We start from the raw sequence: 16,255 nt of genomic DNA, 5'->3' as shown, positions 1-16,255 counted from the left end.
CGAAAACGCAGGTTGTTGGAGCAAAAGCACGCGTGGTAGGATGGAGGTTGCATTTCCAAGAACTCGCTTGGGTCTTGCAATCTCATTTTTTCAATGGAGTTCATAGCTATGAAAAAGAGCATCTTGGCACTGAGCGCTGCAGTCGCTGTCAGTGGCTTGGGTTTTGCTGGTGCCGCCAACGCGCTGGCCGTGTTCGACGTCGGCAGTTCGACCGCCTCGGAAGTTCAGCTGGCACCCAGCGCCGTCGGCCACTACCTGTTCACGCCTTACTTCACGACGCAAAGCCAGAACAACACGCTGCTGAGCGTGGTGAACACGGACACCGTGAACGGCAAGGCCGTGAAGGTGCGTTTCCGTGGCGCGGCCAACTCGGACGACATCCTGGACTTCACCTTGTTCCTGTCGCCTGGCGACGTGTGGACGGCTTCGCTGAAGCAAGGCGTCAACGGTCTGACGGAAATCACCTCGCCCGACAACAGCTGCACGCTGCCCCAGGACATCACCAACGTGCCGTTCCGCACGGGTCGTCTGGACCAAAGCCTGAGCGACGCTGCCCTGGCTTCTCACACGCGTGAAGGTTATGTCGAATTCCTGAACATGGCCGACGTTCCTCCGGGCTCGGCTCTGTACAAGAACATCAAGCACGTCAAGGGCGTTGCACCTTGCGATCTCGCTGCCTTTGCCGATGTGCTGAACACGTCGGTGGTGACGGCTGACGAAGCTCGTGAAGCTGGCCTGGACAACCCCACCGACGGTCTGACCGGCGGCTGGACCATCCTGCGCCTGGACAACATCTCGACCTTCTCGGGCACCCACACCGCTGTGGTGGCCACCGATGGCTCGCTTAGCTCCATCAATGGTCAGCCGGTGAGCGTGGCAGGTAACTTTGCTTTCTCGCCGCAAAGCGATGAGCCGATTGGTGCTGCTGCGAATGTGGATAACCTGTCGGCTGACCCGCTGCTGAAGGGTGGCGCTGGCGCCATCATCGAGCCGCTGTGGATGGACCTGCCTGACATGTCTACTCCTCTGGTGAATGGCTACGTCGCTGATCAACAAGCTACCGATCTGTCCTTCGTCCTGGCCAAGGCCAAGGTGATGAACGAGTTCGTGTCGACGCTGGATGGTGCCGTGGTGCCGGGTGATACCGACTGGGTGGTGTCGCAACCGACCCGTCGCTACAACGTGGCGCTGGACTACAACGCTGCTAGCACCGCTGTTGCGCGCGTGTTCAATCCCGCCATCACGGCTTACTACACCCCGGGCAACACCCGTGTGGTGGACAAGGGTGAACTGGGTGACCTGATCTGCCTGCGCGGCAAGTTCTCGGGCTCTGACCGCGAAGAAGGCGGCCAGGACACTTCGGTGAGCTTCTCGCCAGCTGAAGCCGCTTCGGCTTACTGCGGTGAAGTGTTCACGCTGACCTTCAACCGCGCCAGCTCGCAAGTGCTGAGCGCCGCGCTGACCAACGTGCCGGTCGCACTGAAGATCAACAACGCTGCACCGGAAGCAGGTTGGGCCACGTTCGCCCCGTCGTCGGCTCCGGCTGGCCTGCCGATGACCGGCTTCTCGGCCATCTCGTTGAAGGACGTTGCCAACCACGGCAACTACGGCTACACCTACGGTCACCGTTGGTAAGCACATCGCGTAGCCGGGGCAACCCGGTTGCCGATGCAAGCCGAATGAAAAGGGCAGGGTAACCTGCCCTTTTTTCATGGGCGTCTGTTTTGGGTGAACTTGATGGGACTCATGTCTCTCATACCCCGTTGATGGCACGGAAGGAAGCGAGTTGGCATGGTGCGTTGTGCAGTTGAATCATTTCGAGTGGGCTTGATCGGTTTGGCTCTGGTGAGCCTGGGGGCGCAGGCTCAAGCGCCCGCGCTACCTGTTTCGGCACAGGCTGCTGCGGCGGTACCCTTGCAGGTCTCTGCGGGTGTGCTGCAGTTGGACCCTCAACTGGCTTTGGCAACGGGCCCAGCCGGCACGGTGACGCTGGGCGAGGTGCTCACCTCATTGCGCGAAACCGTGCCCGCCGAGGCGCAAGCCTCTGTGACGCAATCGGATGAGCGCCTGGGCCAGGTGGCCACCAGCGTGTATCGCAACAAGTGGCTGGCTGAGCGTGCACGCTCAGCCAAGTTGGAGGTGAAAGAGCCAGAAGGCGCGGCCCCGAGCGAGGTGACGCGCACCCGCTTCTGGGCTGAGCAATACATGCAGCACCAAGTGCGGCAAGCCATGCCGGACGACGCCACGCTGACCAAGCTGGCCCGCACGTCCATGAAAGCCAATCCCGCGAACTTCCGCTGGCCGGCGGACAAACGGGTGCGCCACATCCTGTTGAATGCGCGCCAAGGGCCAGACGCTGAGGTGGAGGCGCGCGCCCAGACCCTGTTGAAACAGCTGGAAGACGGTGCAGACTTCGCTGCCTTGGCCAAGACACAGTCGCAGGATGCCCCGTCGGCAGTGCTGGGTGGGGAGCTGGGCTGGTTGGAGGGCAAAAGCTACGTGCCTGAATTCCTGGCAGCCGTTGCCAGCCTGCAACAGCCTGGGCAACGCAGCCCGGTGTTTCGCACCGAGTTTGGCTACCACATCGTCGAGCTTGAAGAGGTGCGCGTTGAGCGTGCAGCCACCGAGGCCGAAGCCACGGAGGTGATGCGGCACCAGGTATTCGAGCGCCGCAATCAAGAGGTGCGTGCCCGCCTCTGGCAGCAGGCTGGCGAGTCGGTGCGCCTGAACGACGATAATCTTCAGCGGGTGGCTGCTGCGGCACGCTCCTGACCCGACCCCCTTGGCGCGTTGCGGCAAGGGGGTGTCTCGTTGTTTGGCGTGTCCTCATGTCTGAGGGCACCGCAAGTGCTCGTCACATGAAGTTTTCGGTGTTCGATGACCTGCGCACGCTGTGGCGTCTGCGCGGTCTGTTGACGGTGCTCACGCGCCGTGAAATCGCAGCGCGCTTCGCCGGCTCTGCCGGCGGCATGCTGTGGGCCTGGGTGCAACCGCTGCTCAGCATCGCGGCCTACTACCTGGTGTTCGACGTGGTGTTTGCCATGCGCATGGGCGAAAACGCGCCGACGGATCGCGTGGGCACCTTCCTCATCGTGGGCATGCTGGCCTGGATGGCGTTTTCCGAGGCGGTTCAGCGGGGCATGGGCTCGCTGGTCGAGGCGGGCGGCATCCTGCAGAAAAACCCCTTGCCACCCGCGCTGTTTCCGACGCGCGCGGTGCTGGCCAGCGCGCTGGTCTACGCGCCCTTGATGCTGGCGCTGGTGCTGGCCTACTGGCCCAAGCACCAGGGGGCGTGGGCGGTGCTGGCCATGCTGCCGCTGGTGCTGCTGCAGGTGGTGCTGGCCTGGTTGCTGGGTTACCTGCTGGCCATTTTGATGGCGGCCCTGCGCGATGTGCAGCAGATCGTGGCGTTTGTGTTCTCGATCGGTGTGTTTGCCGCCCCCATCCTGTTTCCGCTGACCCTGTTTCCCGAGCGCTGGCGCTGGCTGCTGTGGCTCAACCCCATGACGGCCTGGGTGCTGGGCTACCAAGCGGTGCTGCTGCAGGGGCAATGGCCATCGCCGTCGGTCTGGTTGGCCATGGCGGTGTGGCTGGTGGTGGCCGCGGTGCTGCTGAACCTGGCGCTGCGCCGCAGCCGCGATCAACTGGTGGATTGGTTATGAGCGAGGCGGGCAAGACCGGGGCGCCCGATGCCGCCGACGCAGGCGCGGCCGACCGCGTGGTGCTGCGTGCACGGGGCCTGGGCAAGGAATACAAGCTGTACGACTCGCCGCGCCAGCGCCTGAAGGGGCTGCTGACCGGCCGGGCCACGCACCGCAGCCACTGGGCCCTGCGCGACGTGAGCTTCGAGCTGCGGCGTGGGCAGTGCATTGGCGTGATCGGCGACAACGGCGCGGGCAAGAGCACGCTGCTCAAGTTGCTGGCCGGCACGTTGCAGCCGAATGCGGGCGAGCTGGAGCGCGTGGGCCGGGTGACGGCCATCCTCGAGCTGGGTGCGGGGTTCCACCCCGACTTCACGGGGCGCGACAACCTCTACTTCGCCGGCAGCATGATCGGGATCGACCACGAGGCCATGAGCCGGCTCGAGGCCTCCATCGTCGAATTCGCGGGCCTGGGCCAAGCCATGAACCGGCCGGTGAAAACCTACTCGTCGGGCATGGTGGTGCGCCTGGCCTTTGCGCTGGTGACGGCGGTGGAGCCGGACCTGCTCATCATCGACGAGGCGCTGGCCGTGGGGGACCAGCATTTTCAGAAGAAGTGCATCGAGCGCATCAGCGCCTTCCGCGAGAACGGCTGCACCATCTTGTTCTGCTCGCACAGCCCCTACCACGTGCGCAGCCTGTGCGACGTGACCTTGTGGTTGCAGGGCGGCCAGGTGCGCGAGTTCGGCCCCACGGAAGCGGTGATGGGGGCGTACGAGAAGCACTCGCGCCTGCTGGGCCAGGCGGAAGCCGAATCGGAAGCGGGCGTGCGCGATGGGGCGAGCGGCGACGAGCCCGCGGCACCGACGCCGGCGCTGCCCTACGAGCGGGGGCCGACCTCGGCCATGATCCTGTCGTGCGAGATCGCCAACCTGGTGCCGGGCAAGCCGGCGTTGCTGGACAGCCCGGACCTGGTGGCCACCATCACGGTGCGGGGCAAGGATGGCGAGCGACCCAACATCGGTTTCATGATCGAGCAAGAAAAAGGCGTGGGCATCACCTCGCTGGCCACGCACGAGGAGGGCGCCGCGCCGGTCTCGCTGGGCGACAACCTGTGGCGCTCGGTGCTGAGCTTTCCGCAACTGCCCCTGCACAGCGGCGACTACGAGCTCAGCGTGTTTTTGTTTGACGAGAGCGGCCTGGCGACCGACGACCTGTGGTTCAAGTACACGGTCATCCGCGTGGTGTCGCCGGGGCTGATGCCGGGGCTGGTGCGGCTGCCCCATCACTGGAGCTGAATGTGGGAATCAAGGAATTGCTGGATGTGACGGCCGCGGGCCCGTTGCCGGACGAGGCGGCGCGGACGGCGCTGGCGCGCGGCCAGGCCCTGCTGGCCGCTGGTGATGCCGATGGTGCCGCCACGGCGCTGCGGCAGGCGGCGCTGTCGCCGGCCACCCAGCTGGCGGCGTACAACCTGATCGAGACGCACGGTTTGCTGGGCGCGTTTGCGCCCTGGATGGGGTTGGATGCCCACATCGACCCGCAGGACGACGTGTTCGGGTTCTTCAACGGCCATGGCACCTGGTCCAGCCCCATGCGCGACTACCTGGCCGATGGCTGGCGCACGCTGAGCGAGCTGCTGCTGCTGCTGGAGCGCAGCGGCCGGCCCTTGACCGGCCTGGCCCAGGTGCTGGAGTTCGCCAGCGGCCATGGGCGTTTCACGCGCCATCTGGTCAAGGCGCTGGGGGCCGAGCGCATCACCGTGTCCGATGTCGTGCCCGGCGCCGTGGCCTTTGCCACGCAGCAGTTCGGGGTGCAGGGCCTGATGTCCACCGCCGACCCGGCGCAGTTGCAGTGGCCGCGGCGTTACGACCTGGTGTTCGTGCTCTCGCTGTTCAGCCACCTGCCGCGTGCCACCTGGCAACCGTGGCTGGCCAAAATCTGGGACGCGGTGGCGCCCGGTGGCGTGCTGGTGGTCACCACGCATGGCGAGTTCGCGGCCGCACGGGCCGGCGTGCAGACCGATGCCGAGGGCTTCCACTTCCATGCCGAGAGCGAGTCGCACGCCATCGACGCGCAGGAGTACGGCACCACCTACACCACGCGCGAGTTCGTCCTGGCCCGCGTGGCCGAGCTCAGCCCTCAGCCGCTGCGGGTGGACCTGGAGCCGGCGTGGTTCTGGTCGCACCAGGATGCGCTGGTGCTGCACCGGCCCTGAATCGCCGGTGCGCGTGCCCAAGACGTGTGCCAGCCGCGTGCCGCAAGGCCGGCATCGCCTGCGTGCCGCGTTCGTCTCCATCAAGCCTATCCATGCATAGGGTATGGGCGGGTTTCCGTTGATTTGAAGGCGGCCATCGGCTGATACCCCATTTCCTCACCATGAGCACCATCGATTCCACACCCCTTGCGCAGGCTGAGCAGCTGCTGACCCTGGGGCAACAAGCCCTGGCCGGCGGCCATGCCGAGGCGGCCAATGCCCTGCTGCGCGCCGCGCGCGACGTGCCGGCCACGCGGCTGCGGGCCCACAACCTCATCGAAGCGCACGGCCTGCCCGAAGCCTTCGGGGCGATGATGGGGCTGAACTGCGCCATCTCGCCCGCCGACGACATCTTCCATTTCTTCGCGGGTCATCCGACCTCCATCAACCCGATTCGCGACTACCTGGCCGATGGCTGGCGCACGCTGAGCGAGCTGATGGTGCTGCTGGAGCAGGTGGATCAGCCCCTGTTGCGCAGCCCCTCGGTGCTGGAGTTCGCCAGCGGCCACGGGCGTTTCACGCGCCACCTGGTCAAGGTCCTGGGGGCCGAGCGTGTCACGGTGTCCGACGTGGTAGGTGATGCCGTGAGCTTTGCCCAGCAGGCGTTCGGCGTGCAGGGCCTGGCGTCGCACGCGGTGCCCGAAGACGTGGAGTGGCCGCGCTCCTACGCGCTGGTGTTCGTGCTGTCGCTGTTTTCGCACCTGCCACGCTCGAGCTGGACGCGCTGGCTGGTGCGCCTGTGGGACGCCGTGGCGCCCGGCGGCCTGCTGGTGTTCACCACCCATGGCCAGGAAGCGGTTCAGCGCGCGAACGTGTCGCTGGACGCCTCGGGCTTTTTCTTTGCCGCATCCAGCGAGTCCAACGCGATCGACGCGCAGGAGTACGGTACGGCGTTCACCTCCGAAGCCTTTGTGCGTGGCGAGGTGGCGGCCGCTTTCGGCGAGGCGGTGTTCACGCACTTTGCCCCGCAGTGGTTCTGGCACCACCAGGACGCCTGGGTGCTGCGCAAGCCCGCTGAGTGAAGCCCGATGAGGCCGTTGCGGGTGATGCGAGTGGCCTGACGCGTCCAGGTGGCCCGGCGAGCATCACCTCCCGTGCACCCTCAAGCCGGTGCCGTAGATGGCCGGCGGCGTCGGCAGGGCGGGTTCTACACACTGCCATGCGGATGTGGCGCCCGTCCGCGCAGGTCTGCCGCAGCGCCGTGGCCGCCATGGGATGACCGAATGCCCGTGTCCGTCCAGGCGGCGGCACGGGCGCCTTCCCAGTTCGGGGCATGGCCCGATCCGTCCCGACGCCCTGGGTGGCCCACGAGGTTGGTGGAAATAGCACCTTGTGAGTAAGCGTAACCATCTGTATAGTGCGCCAGCCGCCGGCGCTGCACTGCGTGAGGCCGACGCGGCGCCCCGCATCTGACCCCGTCGCCTGACGCGTCGGGTCAGGTTGCCTTCAACCGGCGAGAAGGAGCGCATGCGCATGAACGACGTCTGGGTAGCCCGTGCTTGGGCCCACATCCTTCTCAGCGCCCGGGCATTCCGGTCAGCTGTGCTCATCGGGCTGCTGGCGAGCAGTGGCTGGGCGCACGCGGCGGTCGGTGCCATCGCGGTCCAGCAGACCACGCCGGCGACCCAGGAGTCCGGTCGACCGTTCACCTATTCCATCAATTTCACCTGCAGCCAGGGCGGCAGCAGCGATTTGAGTTGCAATGGCTTGGTCATCACCATCCCGGTGTCGGCCACGGTGGCGAATTGGCCCCGAACCTTCTCCGGGTTGCCGTCAGGCAGTTCCACTGCCTATGTGGGCGGCAATCTGGTGGTGACACTCCCGCCGTCGGTGAACACCACCGGGTCGTCGATCGCTTTTTTGCTCACCCTGACGCCGCCCAACAACACCACGCCGAACAACACCAGCTGGTCCATCCAGGCCAGCATGACGGGCGCCAACATCAGCCCCGTGGTGTCGGAAACGAGAACCTCCACGGCCACAGCCTCGCTGCTGTTTCAGCTGGTCAAGACCACCAACGGCAATGTGACGGGCACGGTGGCCCGCATTGGCGACACCGTCACGTTTCGGATCGCCGCTTACTGCGACATCCGGGGCACCACGTTCGGGGACCTGTACCTCGATGAGTTCCGGCTGGTGGATGTGTTGCCCCCCACCGTCACCTACGTGTCCTCCAATCCCCCCGGGCAGTACGACCCGGTTGCCCGTACCGTGACCTGGAATGCATCGGTGCCGCCTGCCGCCACGCATCCGCTCAATTCGCCCTTCCCGGCCCAGTGCCAAGCCCCTGATCCGGGGGCCGGCATCACGGTCAATGCAACGAATTTCTACACCATCACCGCGCGCATCAACGATGGCACCGAGTTGCCTGCCGTGCCGGTGGTGCCGTCGCCTTCCGGCCTCATCAGCAACACCGTCGGGGCCACGTACAGCGCGATCGACAGTGCCGCCAGCGACACGAAAAATGCAACATCCAGCCTGACGGCCTATGTCGACCCGCCACCGGTGGGCAACATCATCAGCAAAACGGCCACGGCGCCGTATCCCGGGTTGCCCAACTACACCTACCCCGGAAACTGGAACGCCTCCCCGCCCAGCAGCGGCAACAACAGCTCAGAGGCCAACTACGTCATCACCACCAGCATGGCGAATCTGCCGCTCGGTTATCAGCCTGAGGTGTATGACCCCATGCCCTGCCTCAGCAACTACGACAGCACGATCGGGCGTTTTTCGTCGCTGCCGATGGCCAACTTGGCCGCCAGTCCTTACGGCAACCTGTGCACCAGCCCCGCCTTCCATCCCGAAGCGTTCACCGTCCGGCCACGCGCCATCGCGGGGTATCCGGCATACGGCTACGCCGCGGCGTATGCCAATGGCTGGCGTCCCATCGCCGTGCTGACGGATGGCTCACAAGTGCCGGTCGACAGCAGCAATCCGGCAGGAGCAGGGGTGGACATGGATTTCCCGATTCCCGCCAGCCTGGTGGGCCGGGTGGCCATGATCGTCTACCCCCGGCACCCGGCGATTGCGCCGTTTCCCGAGCTGTCCACCTTGGGCGTTCAATACCAGTCGTGGATTTTTGGCTATGCGGATGCCCAGGTGGAAAGCCGGCTGCTGCCCAATGCGGGGGGCTTCAACCGGCTGACGGTGTTGAACCGGGCGTACTTGCGGTCGTTCTGGCGGGATGAGACGACGGCGCGTTACCAAGCGGTTCACGAAACGGCGAATTTCGCCGTGCAACGACCGGTCAAACAGATTGGCATCCTCAAGAGCTTCACCGGGGGATCGGCGACGGTCAGCCCTATTGGGCTGCATGACCCGACGGGTGCCAATGGCGGCCCTTACACGGGACTGAGCCTGAACGCGTCCGTGCTGTCCGTGGAGCCGATTGACAGCGAGATCGTCATCACCGATTTGTTGCCGCAGGGCATGACGGTGCCGGATTTCTACCGCACGAATCCGGCGGATCCGGCGAGTGCCTTCCAGCCGACGATCCGCGTCCGGATCAACCGCGGCACAGGCTCGGTCCTGGTGCACAGCCTGGAGGTGCCCTGGACCGTGATCGACAACCACCTCGGCACCGGGCGGCAGCTGATCCGCATCGTCATCCCGCCCAACCGCCCGGGCTCGCCGTCGCCCGGCCCCACGTTTCCATTGGGGATTGGCGAGTTTTCGGTGTTGACCGACCTGGCCACCCGCCCGCCCGGCACGCCGGGCCCGACATCTGGCGGCGTGACGCCGCTCTACCTGCACACGCAGGTGCAGGCCGGCAGCTATGAGAACACGGGCCGGATTTTTGCGCCCGAGCTCGACAACCTGTCCACCACCTGCCGCCACCTGACCAACACGGTCAACGTCTACAGCCCGACCGACCCGCTGAACGAAAGCGGCTACGGGCCCGCGACGGCGCATTGCCAGCACACCATCAGCGTGGCACGACCCGGCACCGGCGCCGGGGCTTTCGACATCGACAAGCAGGTGCGCGGCAACCTGGATGCCGTCTACCGCAACTTCGGCGATCCCGGCAACGTCTCGCTCACCGGGGGCAGTGCCCGGTATCGCGTGCGCTGGACCAACACGGGTGGCACGCCATTGCAAAACGTCGTGTTCTATGACGTCCTGCCTGGCCTGGGGGACTTGCGCACGGCCAGCAACGTGCCACGCAACAGCGCATTCCCGGTGGTGTTCGCCGGCATGGTCACGCCGCTGCCCTCGGGGGTGACGGTCGAATACTCGGGTTCGGCCAACGCCTGCCGCGCCGACGTCTACCCCGCACAGCCTGCGGGGTGCGTGAACGACTGGGTCAGCAACCCCGCGGCGGTCGCGGGTGGCCCGGCCGGCGTCAAGGCGCTCAAGGTCACGTCCTCGCAGGTCTACAACGCGGGCAGCGCCTTTGCGGTAGAGTTCAACGTCACGATCGCGGGGGTGAGCCGCGGCCAGATGGCCTACAACAACGCCGCCGCCGTGGCGGCCTACTCCAGCGGTGACCGCATGCTGCCCGTGGATGGCCGACCGGTCGGCCTGCGCGGCACGGACGACAGCCAGCTCACGATCGGCAAAGTCGTCGATCGCGCCCGGGCGGCCCGGGGCGACACCTTGACCTACACCGTCACCGTTCACAACGCCGGGCCCTTGCCGGCCATTGGGGTGGCCGTGTCCGATGCGCTGCCGGCCGACTTGGTGTTCGCGTCGGCCAGCGATGGCGGCGTGCACGACGGTGCAGCGGCCGGTGGCCAGATCGGCTGGGTGATCGATGTGGCGGCGAACAGCAGCAGAACCCTGACGGTGACCGGGACCGCGGCCGACACGGCGGCGCTCAACACGGCGCTGATCAACTCGGTGGGCCTGACCAATCCGCCAGCCGGCTTCCAGCCGCCCCTCGTCGAGAACGCGTGCGCGGCGGACGCCACCCGGGCCTGTGCCGCGACCGTGATCGAGCAACTGGTCGAGGTGTCCGGCCGCGTCTATGTCGAGTCCGCCACGTCGCCCAACACCCAGGATGACGGCGCGGCCATCGACCCGGGCGTCGCCGTGCACACGGTGACCTTGACCTGTACCGCACCGGAGATCGGCCCCCTCACCACCCTCACGGACAGCAGCGGCCACTTCAGCTTCGCGGCCGTGCCCGCCCAGGCGTCCTGCAGCCTGGTGGCCGTGCCGCCCGCCGGCCACCAGGCCCGGTACACGCAGACGGGCCAGACCGGTGATCCTGCAAGCCAGGGGCCGCTCGACACCGGCGTGGCCGGCAGCGTGGACGCCTTGACCATCGCCCTCACCGTGCCGACCACCGGCTCGACCGGCAACCTGTTTGCCCTGGCCATGCAGACGGACATGACCAGCGCGACCACGTGTTTGCCGGCGTCGCCCACCTACGGGGGAGTGGTGCAGTGCACCGTCACCTGCACCAACGTCGGCAGCGCCGTGGCCGACCAGGCCTTCTGCAGCGTGCCCAATGCCGGCAGCCTGCCGGGCAGCCCTGTCCCGATCTGCGGTGCACCAACCCAGCTCGCGCCCGGTGGCAGCCTGACCTGCACTGTCAGCTTCACGGTGCCCGTGGGCAGCGAGGGCATCCCGGTGACTGGCGGCACAGGCGCCGCCAACGACCGCGACGGGGGCGTCGATCCATCGGCGGGCAACAACCCGTCGGGCGCCACCGTCAACGCCGGGCCGTCGGCCGTGATGCCGGTGCCTGGCCTGGACCTCAAGGGCCTGCTGATCCTGCTGGGGGTCTTGGTCTGGGCCGTGTCGTGGCAGCGCAAACCGCTGCAACGCCGGATCGGGTCCTGAGCCTGGGCCGAATCGCTGTGTGATGGTTCGGGTGTGTTTGACCCCGTATGCAGTCATGGCCGATGAAAAAATCATCGGCGCAGCTTGATACGCCATGTCAAAGGTTCAAGGCTGCATCGACGCCCCAACCCCGACCTCGGGCCAGGCAGCAATCGGCTGAGCCTGCCCATGTGCAGGCTTCAGCGTTCACCGCGTGCGCCCGGCCGGGATGCATTCATGCCAGTATCGGGCGTTTCCGATGAGTTGTTCATCGGAAACGCCCGATACTCCCAGTTGCTCTGCATGTCCGATGGCGCGACCGGCTCATCGCCGCCTGTGCTTCGGGCCAGGGCCAGACCTGCGTCACCGCCGATCTGGCGCGCTGCGGGTGCGTGTGCGCCCTCAAGTGGGTGGGCCCACCGAGGAGCAGCCAACCCGGGGCGGTGACGGAAGCGGTTGGCGGCGGGCGCTGCTGCGCGTCTACCCTGGGTGCATCAGCGCACCAGCCAGCTCTTGACGCGGGTCTGCATGCTTTGCGGGATGGCACGGGCGACGCTGGACAGCACGGGCAGCGAGCGCAGCCAGACCAGGGCCGACAGGGCGCCGCTGCGGGTTTCCGTCCCCAGGTCGTGCGTGTAACGGCTGGGCAGGTGCGCGGCCAGCATGGCGCGATCGGGTCCGGCGTGGCTGGCCACGGGCAGGTGCTGCAGGTAGGCGTCGCTGTACCAGGTGGCCGGTTGGGCCGGCACGTGCTGCAGCGCGGCCACGGTCGCCGGGTCTTCGTGGTGCGTGGGCAAGGCGGGCGGGGTGCCGGTGGCAAAGTGCTCGCCCCGCACGCGGTCGAAGAACGCCAGCCACTCGCCCACGTCGGTGTTCCAGGGTTGGATCCAGCTCCAGGCCCGTCCCGCCACGCGCTCGCCGAAAGCGCCGATGTCGGGCACGACCACGGGCCAGCCGCCCTGCAGGCAGGCGCTGAGGGTGTAGGAATAGGTTTCAGGCCACAGCGCGGGAAACCAGACCAGGTCGGGCGCGATGGACGTCAGCAGCTCGGGCAGCTCCTCTTCCTCGTACGCGCCGTGCACGGTGAGGTTGGCCTTGGGCAGGGTGCGCAGCTTGCGGTAGCCATAGCCGATCAGGTGGAACTCCAGCGGCCGCTGCTGCTTGCGCGCGGCCGTCGCCACGTCCTCGAGCAGGTCGGCGCCCTTGATGGCGCTGAGGGCGCCGATGACGACGATGCGCAAGGGGCGGTCGGCACCCCGCGCGGCCGGCTGGGGTGCGGGCAGCGTCAGGCCGGCCAGGTCGGTGTGCGGCACATGGCGGAAGGGGGCGGCCGGTGCCAGCTTGCTCAGGCGCGAGAGCACGTCGCGGCTGGGGGCCAGCACGTAGCGCGCCGCCATGAAGAAGTCGACGTGGCGTTTGCGCCAGGCGTGGATGGAGTCGCCCGCGGGCAGCAGCGGCTCGTCCCGGGCCAACGTGGCGTTGCCGGAGCCGTCCTCGCCGGTGTAGCGGCTGGTGGCATCGGTCAGCGTGATCTGAGGCGTGAGCACGTGGTAGTCGTGCGCGGTGAAGTCGTACGACGCCCCGAGCCGGCGCGGCAGGCCCATCACCTCGGGGCCATGGCCCAGCAGGTGGTGGAAGTGGATGTGGCTGACGCCAAAGGCCCGCAGCACGCCCACCAGCGCGTCGCACTCGTCGGGCAGTTGGAACAGCAGCTCGAAGGCCTCGTCCGAGCCCGCCAGGCGCAGGCTCAGGCGCTGGCCCTTGGCGGGGCGCAACACCAGGAACAGCGCCTGCGAGGCCAGGCGGGCCGCGAGCTCATCGACGTGACGCTCGGTGCCGCCGGCCCGGTCGTGCAGCACCGCCAGGATGACGGGGCGGGGCTCGCGCAGCACGCGGCGCACGTCGGCCGCGAGGCGGGCCAGTTGGGCCGGGTCGCGCTTCAGGAACCGGATCACGTCGCCTTCGTACTGGGGGTGCAGGCGCCGCAGGGTCTCCATGGCGGCGCGCTCGCGCGGGCTTTTGGCGTCGCCGAAGCTCACGCCGCCCGAGTGGTGCACAAAGGTGTCCAGCAGGTGCAGGTTGCGCCAGCCGGCGTTCTGGGCGCGGATGCAGAAGTCGTTCTCTTCGCCATAGCCTTTGCCGAAGTGCTCGACGTCGAACAGGCCGAGCGCGTTCAGCGCATCGCGGCGGATGTACATGCAAAAGCCGACACCCGTGGGCACGTCCACGGCCTGGCCGGGGTTGGTGGCGGCCATCAGCTGGTCGAGCTCGGCGGTGGTCCAGCCGGAGGCCAGGTCGTTGTCCTGGCAGAAACGCGGGTAGCTGCAAATGGTGGCGTTGTTGGAGAACGGCGTCACTGAGGCCACCTGGCGGTCGCTGTAGGCGCTGGCGCGGATGCGGTCCAGCCAGTCGCCGGCGACTTCCGCGTCCGAGTTCAGCAGCAGCACGTCGTGCTCGCCCGACGCGGCCATGCCCCGGTTGACGGTGCCCACAAAGCCCAGGTTGTCGCCGTTTTCCAGCAGCGTGATGCGGGCGTCGGTCTGGGCCACCTCGCGCAGCCACGCGGTGACCTCGGGCTCCGGGCTCGCATCGTTGATGATGAGCAGGCGCCAGGGGGTCTGGCAGGTGCTGTGCAGCACCGAGTTCACACACAGCTGGGTGTCGGCCAGGCCTTTGTAGACGGGCACGATGACGTCCACCGGGAAGCTGGGTGGGGTCACGGGGTGGGATTCGGGGGCGGACATGGTGGTTTCGGGGTCTTTCCCGGCCGGGCTGCGCCCCAGCAGCCGGTCCAGGCGCATCTTGGCGTGCACGATGGGACGCGTGGCGCGGAACACGGTGGAATTTTCAATGGTGTGCACGTGGGCGACCGCTTGGTCACGTTCGCGGCTCAGCACGTTGCACTGGCTCAGCAGGTCCTGCTTCTGCTGCCGCAAGGCGTCGTTCTGCTCGGCCTGCAGGGCCAGGTGGTTGCGTTCGACCTGCAGGGCGCGCAGCTGTGCACTCAGGGCATGAATGCGTGCGTCCCGCGTCTGCTCGCCGTCGGCCTTGGCCTCATGCAGCCGGTCGATGGCGAGTTGCAGGTCCTGCGCGACCCCGGCCAGGGCCTGGTAGTCGGCCGACATGGGCCAGCCCACGTCGATGTCGAGCGAGCCGCCCTGCGCGGCGAGCAGGGCCTGGGGCGGAATGGGCAGCCGAACCCAGGGGTCATCGCCGTGCAGCAGGCCGACCAGTGCCGGGGCCATGTCCCAGGCCGGCGGGAAGACGATGCCGGCGCTGGGCGCCTGCGTCAGCCAGCGGGGGGCTTCGCTGGCTTGCCACTGCCACAGCAGCGTGCCGTGCGCGTCGACGAGGCGGGCGGCAAAGAAACGAAAGAAGCCCGGGCGGTCGGCGGGGTCGAACTTGACGCTGTCGAAGGGCTGGTCCGGCAGCGCGAAGTGCAGGGTTTGCGGGCTTTGCCCGATCACGCCGCGGGCACGCAGCTTGCCCTCTTGCTGAAAGTTGCCATTCAGCGCCGTGAACAGCTCTGCCGAGAACAGCGGCTGCGCGGGAAAGTGCGTGTCCTCGGTCAGCGCGGTGGACTGCGCACCGCCCATGGGCTCGGCCGCGGTGCGGGCCGCGTCCGGGTGGGTGCTGACGATGAATTGGTAGGTCTGCGCATCGGGCAGGGCCAGCAGGTATCGGGCCACAGCCGGCGGCATGGCATCGAAGGCGACCTGGAACTCCGACTCGGGCAGGGCGCGTTCGATGACCTCGAACCGGTCCACGGCCCAGCCCCCGGCCTGCAGGAAGCGCAGCAGGGTCTGCCGCGTGAAGAAGCGCACGTGCGTTTCGTCGAGCAGGCCTTCGGCGCGGTAGCGGAATTCGCCCGCCATCAGCTCGGCGATCAGGCCGGCATAGCCGGCGTTGGGGATGGAGAGCAGGGCCTTGCCGCCCGGCGCCAGCAGCTGGCGGCATTGGGCCAGCACGCGTTCGCTGCCGCGCACGTGCTCCAGCACATCGGCGCAGACGATGACGTCGTACTGACCCTGACCGAACAGCGCGACCAAGTCGCAGTCGTCGAGGTTGGCGACCTCCACGCGGCGGTAGACGGCGCGGGCGAGCCGGGCTTCGTCGTCGCTGATGGTCAGGCCGTCGATGGTGACCGCAGCGCCCTGGCGCGAGAGGTACTGTCCGATGGCGCCGCTGCCGCAGCCCAGGTCGAGGATGCGGGCGTGGGGCGGGATCTGGCTGGCGATGACGGACAGCGAGGTGCGTTCGCTCAGATCAATCGTCCGCTCATAGACATGCAGGGACGGGTGACGGGTGGTCATGGGGCATCCATCGAATCCAGGGCAACCAGAAAAAGGGGTGCCGGTTGCGGGCCATGCGGGTGGTCGCTGGCGGGCGGTGTTCAGGGCGGTGAGCGTGCCGGGCCTGCCAGGGCAACCCATGGACAAAAGCCCGAAATGCTACCATGCGCGGTTTTTTCGGCGAGCCCGATTGGCTTGCCCATGGGCTGCCGCCCGGCCCTGTGCCGGGCGAAGTGCCGGCGGCGGCGTGGGCGGTTGAGCCAGAGGATGGCCGGTCGCTGCGCCTGGGCGCCGTGGTG

Annotated in this window: 9 protein-coding genes; 7 read left to right on the top strand and 2 right to left on the bottom strand. The window is 67.5% G+C overall.

Annotation, left to right across the window (positions count from 1 at the left end; all coding sequences use genetic code 11):
• Positions 1-108 precede the first annotated feature (108 nt).
• From CCO03_RS17855 to CCO03_RS17830, 6 genes are all read left to right on the top strand, one after another.
• Positions 109-1,635 (top strand): hypothetical protein, encoded by a 1,527-nt coding sequence (locus CCO03_RS17855; protein ID WP_087283297.1) that lies wholly within the window; start codon positions 109-111, stop codon positions 1,633-1,635.
• Between the two features lie 324 nt (positions 1,636-1,959).
• Positions 1,960-2,772: a peptidylprolyl isomerase gene (locus tag CCO03_RS17850; protein ID WP_169717493.1), complete on the top strand. Its 813-nt coding sequence runs from the start codon at positions 1,960-1,962 to the stop codon at positions 2,770-2,772.
• Positions 2,773-2,858: 86 nt separating this feature from the next.
• The gene (locus tag CCO03_RS17845; protein WP_087283293.1) at positions 2,859-3,662 is read left to right on the top strand and encodes an ABC transporter permease; all 804 of its coding nucleotides are present in this window, start codon (positions 2,859-2,861) and stop codon (positions 3,660-3,662) included.
• A complete protein-coding gene (locus CCO03_RS17840) occupies positions 3,659-4,939 on the top strand; it encodes an ABC transporter ATP-binding protein (RefSeq protein WP_087283291.1) in 1,281 nt (426 codons plus the stop codon). The genes CCO03_RS17845 and CCO03_RS17840 overlap by 4 nt, the downstream gene beginning before the upstream one ends.
• Positions 4,940-4,941: 2 nt before the next feature.
• Positions 4,942-5,859 (top strand): class I SAM-dependent methyltransferase, encoded by a 918-nt coding sequence (locus CCO03_RS17835; protein ID WP_236903925.1) that lies wholly within the window; start codon positions 4,942-4,944, stop codon positions 5,857-5,859.
• 161 nt (positions 5,860-6,020) lie between these two features.
• Positions 6,021-6,920 carry a class I SAM-dependent methyltransferase gene (locus CCO03_RS17830; RefSeq protein ID WP_087283289.1) on the top strand — a complete coding sequence of 300 codons (900 nt, stop codon included), beginning with the start codon at positions 6,021-6,023 and terminating at the stop codon, positions 6,918-6,920.
• A gap of 627 nt (positions 6,921-7,547) precedes the next feature.
• Here the strand turns inward: CCO03_RS17830 and CCO03_RS20120 are convergent.
• Positions 7,548-7,685, bottom strand: coding sequence for a hypothetical protein (locus tag CCO03_RS20120; protein ID WP_169717492.1), 138 nt, complete (start codon positions 7,683-7,685; stop codon positions 7,548-7,550).
• Between the two features lie 43 nt (positions 7,686-7,728).
• On the opposite strand from CCO03_RS20120, the gene CCO03_RS17825 reads away from it, so the two are divergent.
• Entirely contained in the window at positions 7,729-11,685 is a 3,957-nt protein-coding gene (locus tag CCO03_RS17825) for a DUF11 domain-containing protein (protein WP_169717491.1), read from the top strand.
• A 473-nt stretch (positions 11,686-12,158) separates the two neighbouring features.
• Here CCO03_RS17825 and CCO03_RS17820 read toward each other — a convergent pair whose 3' ends face one another.
• Complete coding sequence (locus tag CCO03_RS17820) at positions 12,159-15,977, bottom strand: methyltransferase domain-containing protein (RefSeq protein WP_087283285.1); 3,819 nt, start codon at positions 15,975-15,977, stop codon at positions 12,159-12,161.
• Positions 15,978-16,255: the final 278 nt, after the last annotated feature.

This window comes from Comamonas serinivorans (assembly GCF_002158865.1).
GTDB lineage: Bacteria > Pseudomonadota > Gammaproteobacteria > Burkholderiales > Burkholderiaceae_C > Comamonas_E > Comamonas_E serinivorans.
The sequence above is the reverse complement of the archived record's forward strand: the minus strand, read 5'-3'. Positions and strand labels throughout refer to the sequence as shown.

Bases quoted from the DNA above. Each gene is read 5' to 3' on its own strand.
- CCO03_RS17855 (WP_087283297.1), top strand. From the start codon at position 109: ATGAAAAAGAGCATCTTGGCACTGAGCGCTGCAGTCGCTGTCAGTGGC.
- CCO03_RS17845 (WP_087283293.1), top strand. From the start codon at position 2,859: ATGAAGTTTTCGGTGTTCGATGACCTGCGCACGCTGTGGCGTCTGCGC.
- CCO03_RS17840 (WP_087283291.1), top strand. From the start codon at position 3,659: ATGAGCGAGGCGGGCAAGACCGGGGCGCCCGATGCCGCCGACGCAGGC.
- CCO03_RS17830 (WP_087283289.1), top strand. From the start codon at position 6,021: ATGAGCACCATCGATTCCACACCCCTTGCGCAGGCTGAGCAGCTGCTG.
- CCO03_RS17820 (WP_087283285.1), bottom strand. From the start codon at position 15,977: ATGACCACCCGTCACCCGTCCCTGCATGTCTATGAGCGGACGATTGAT.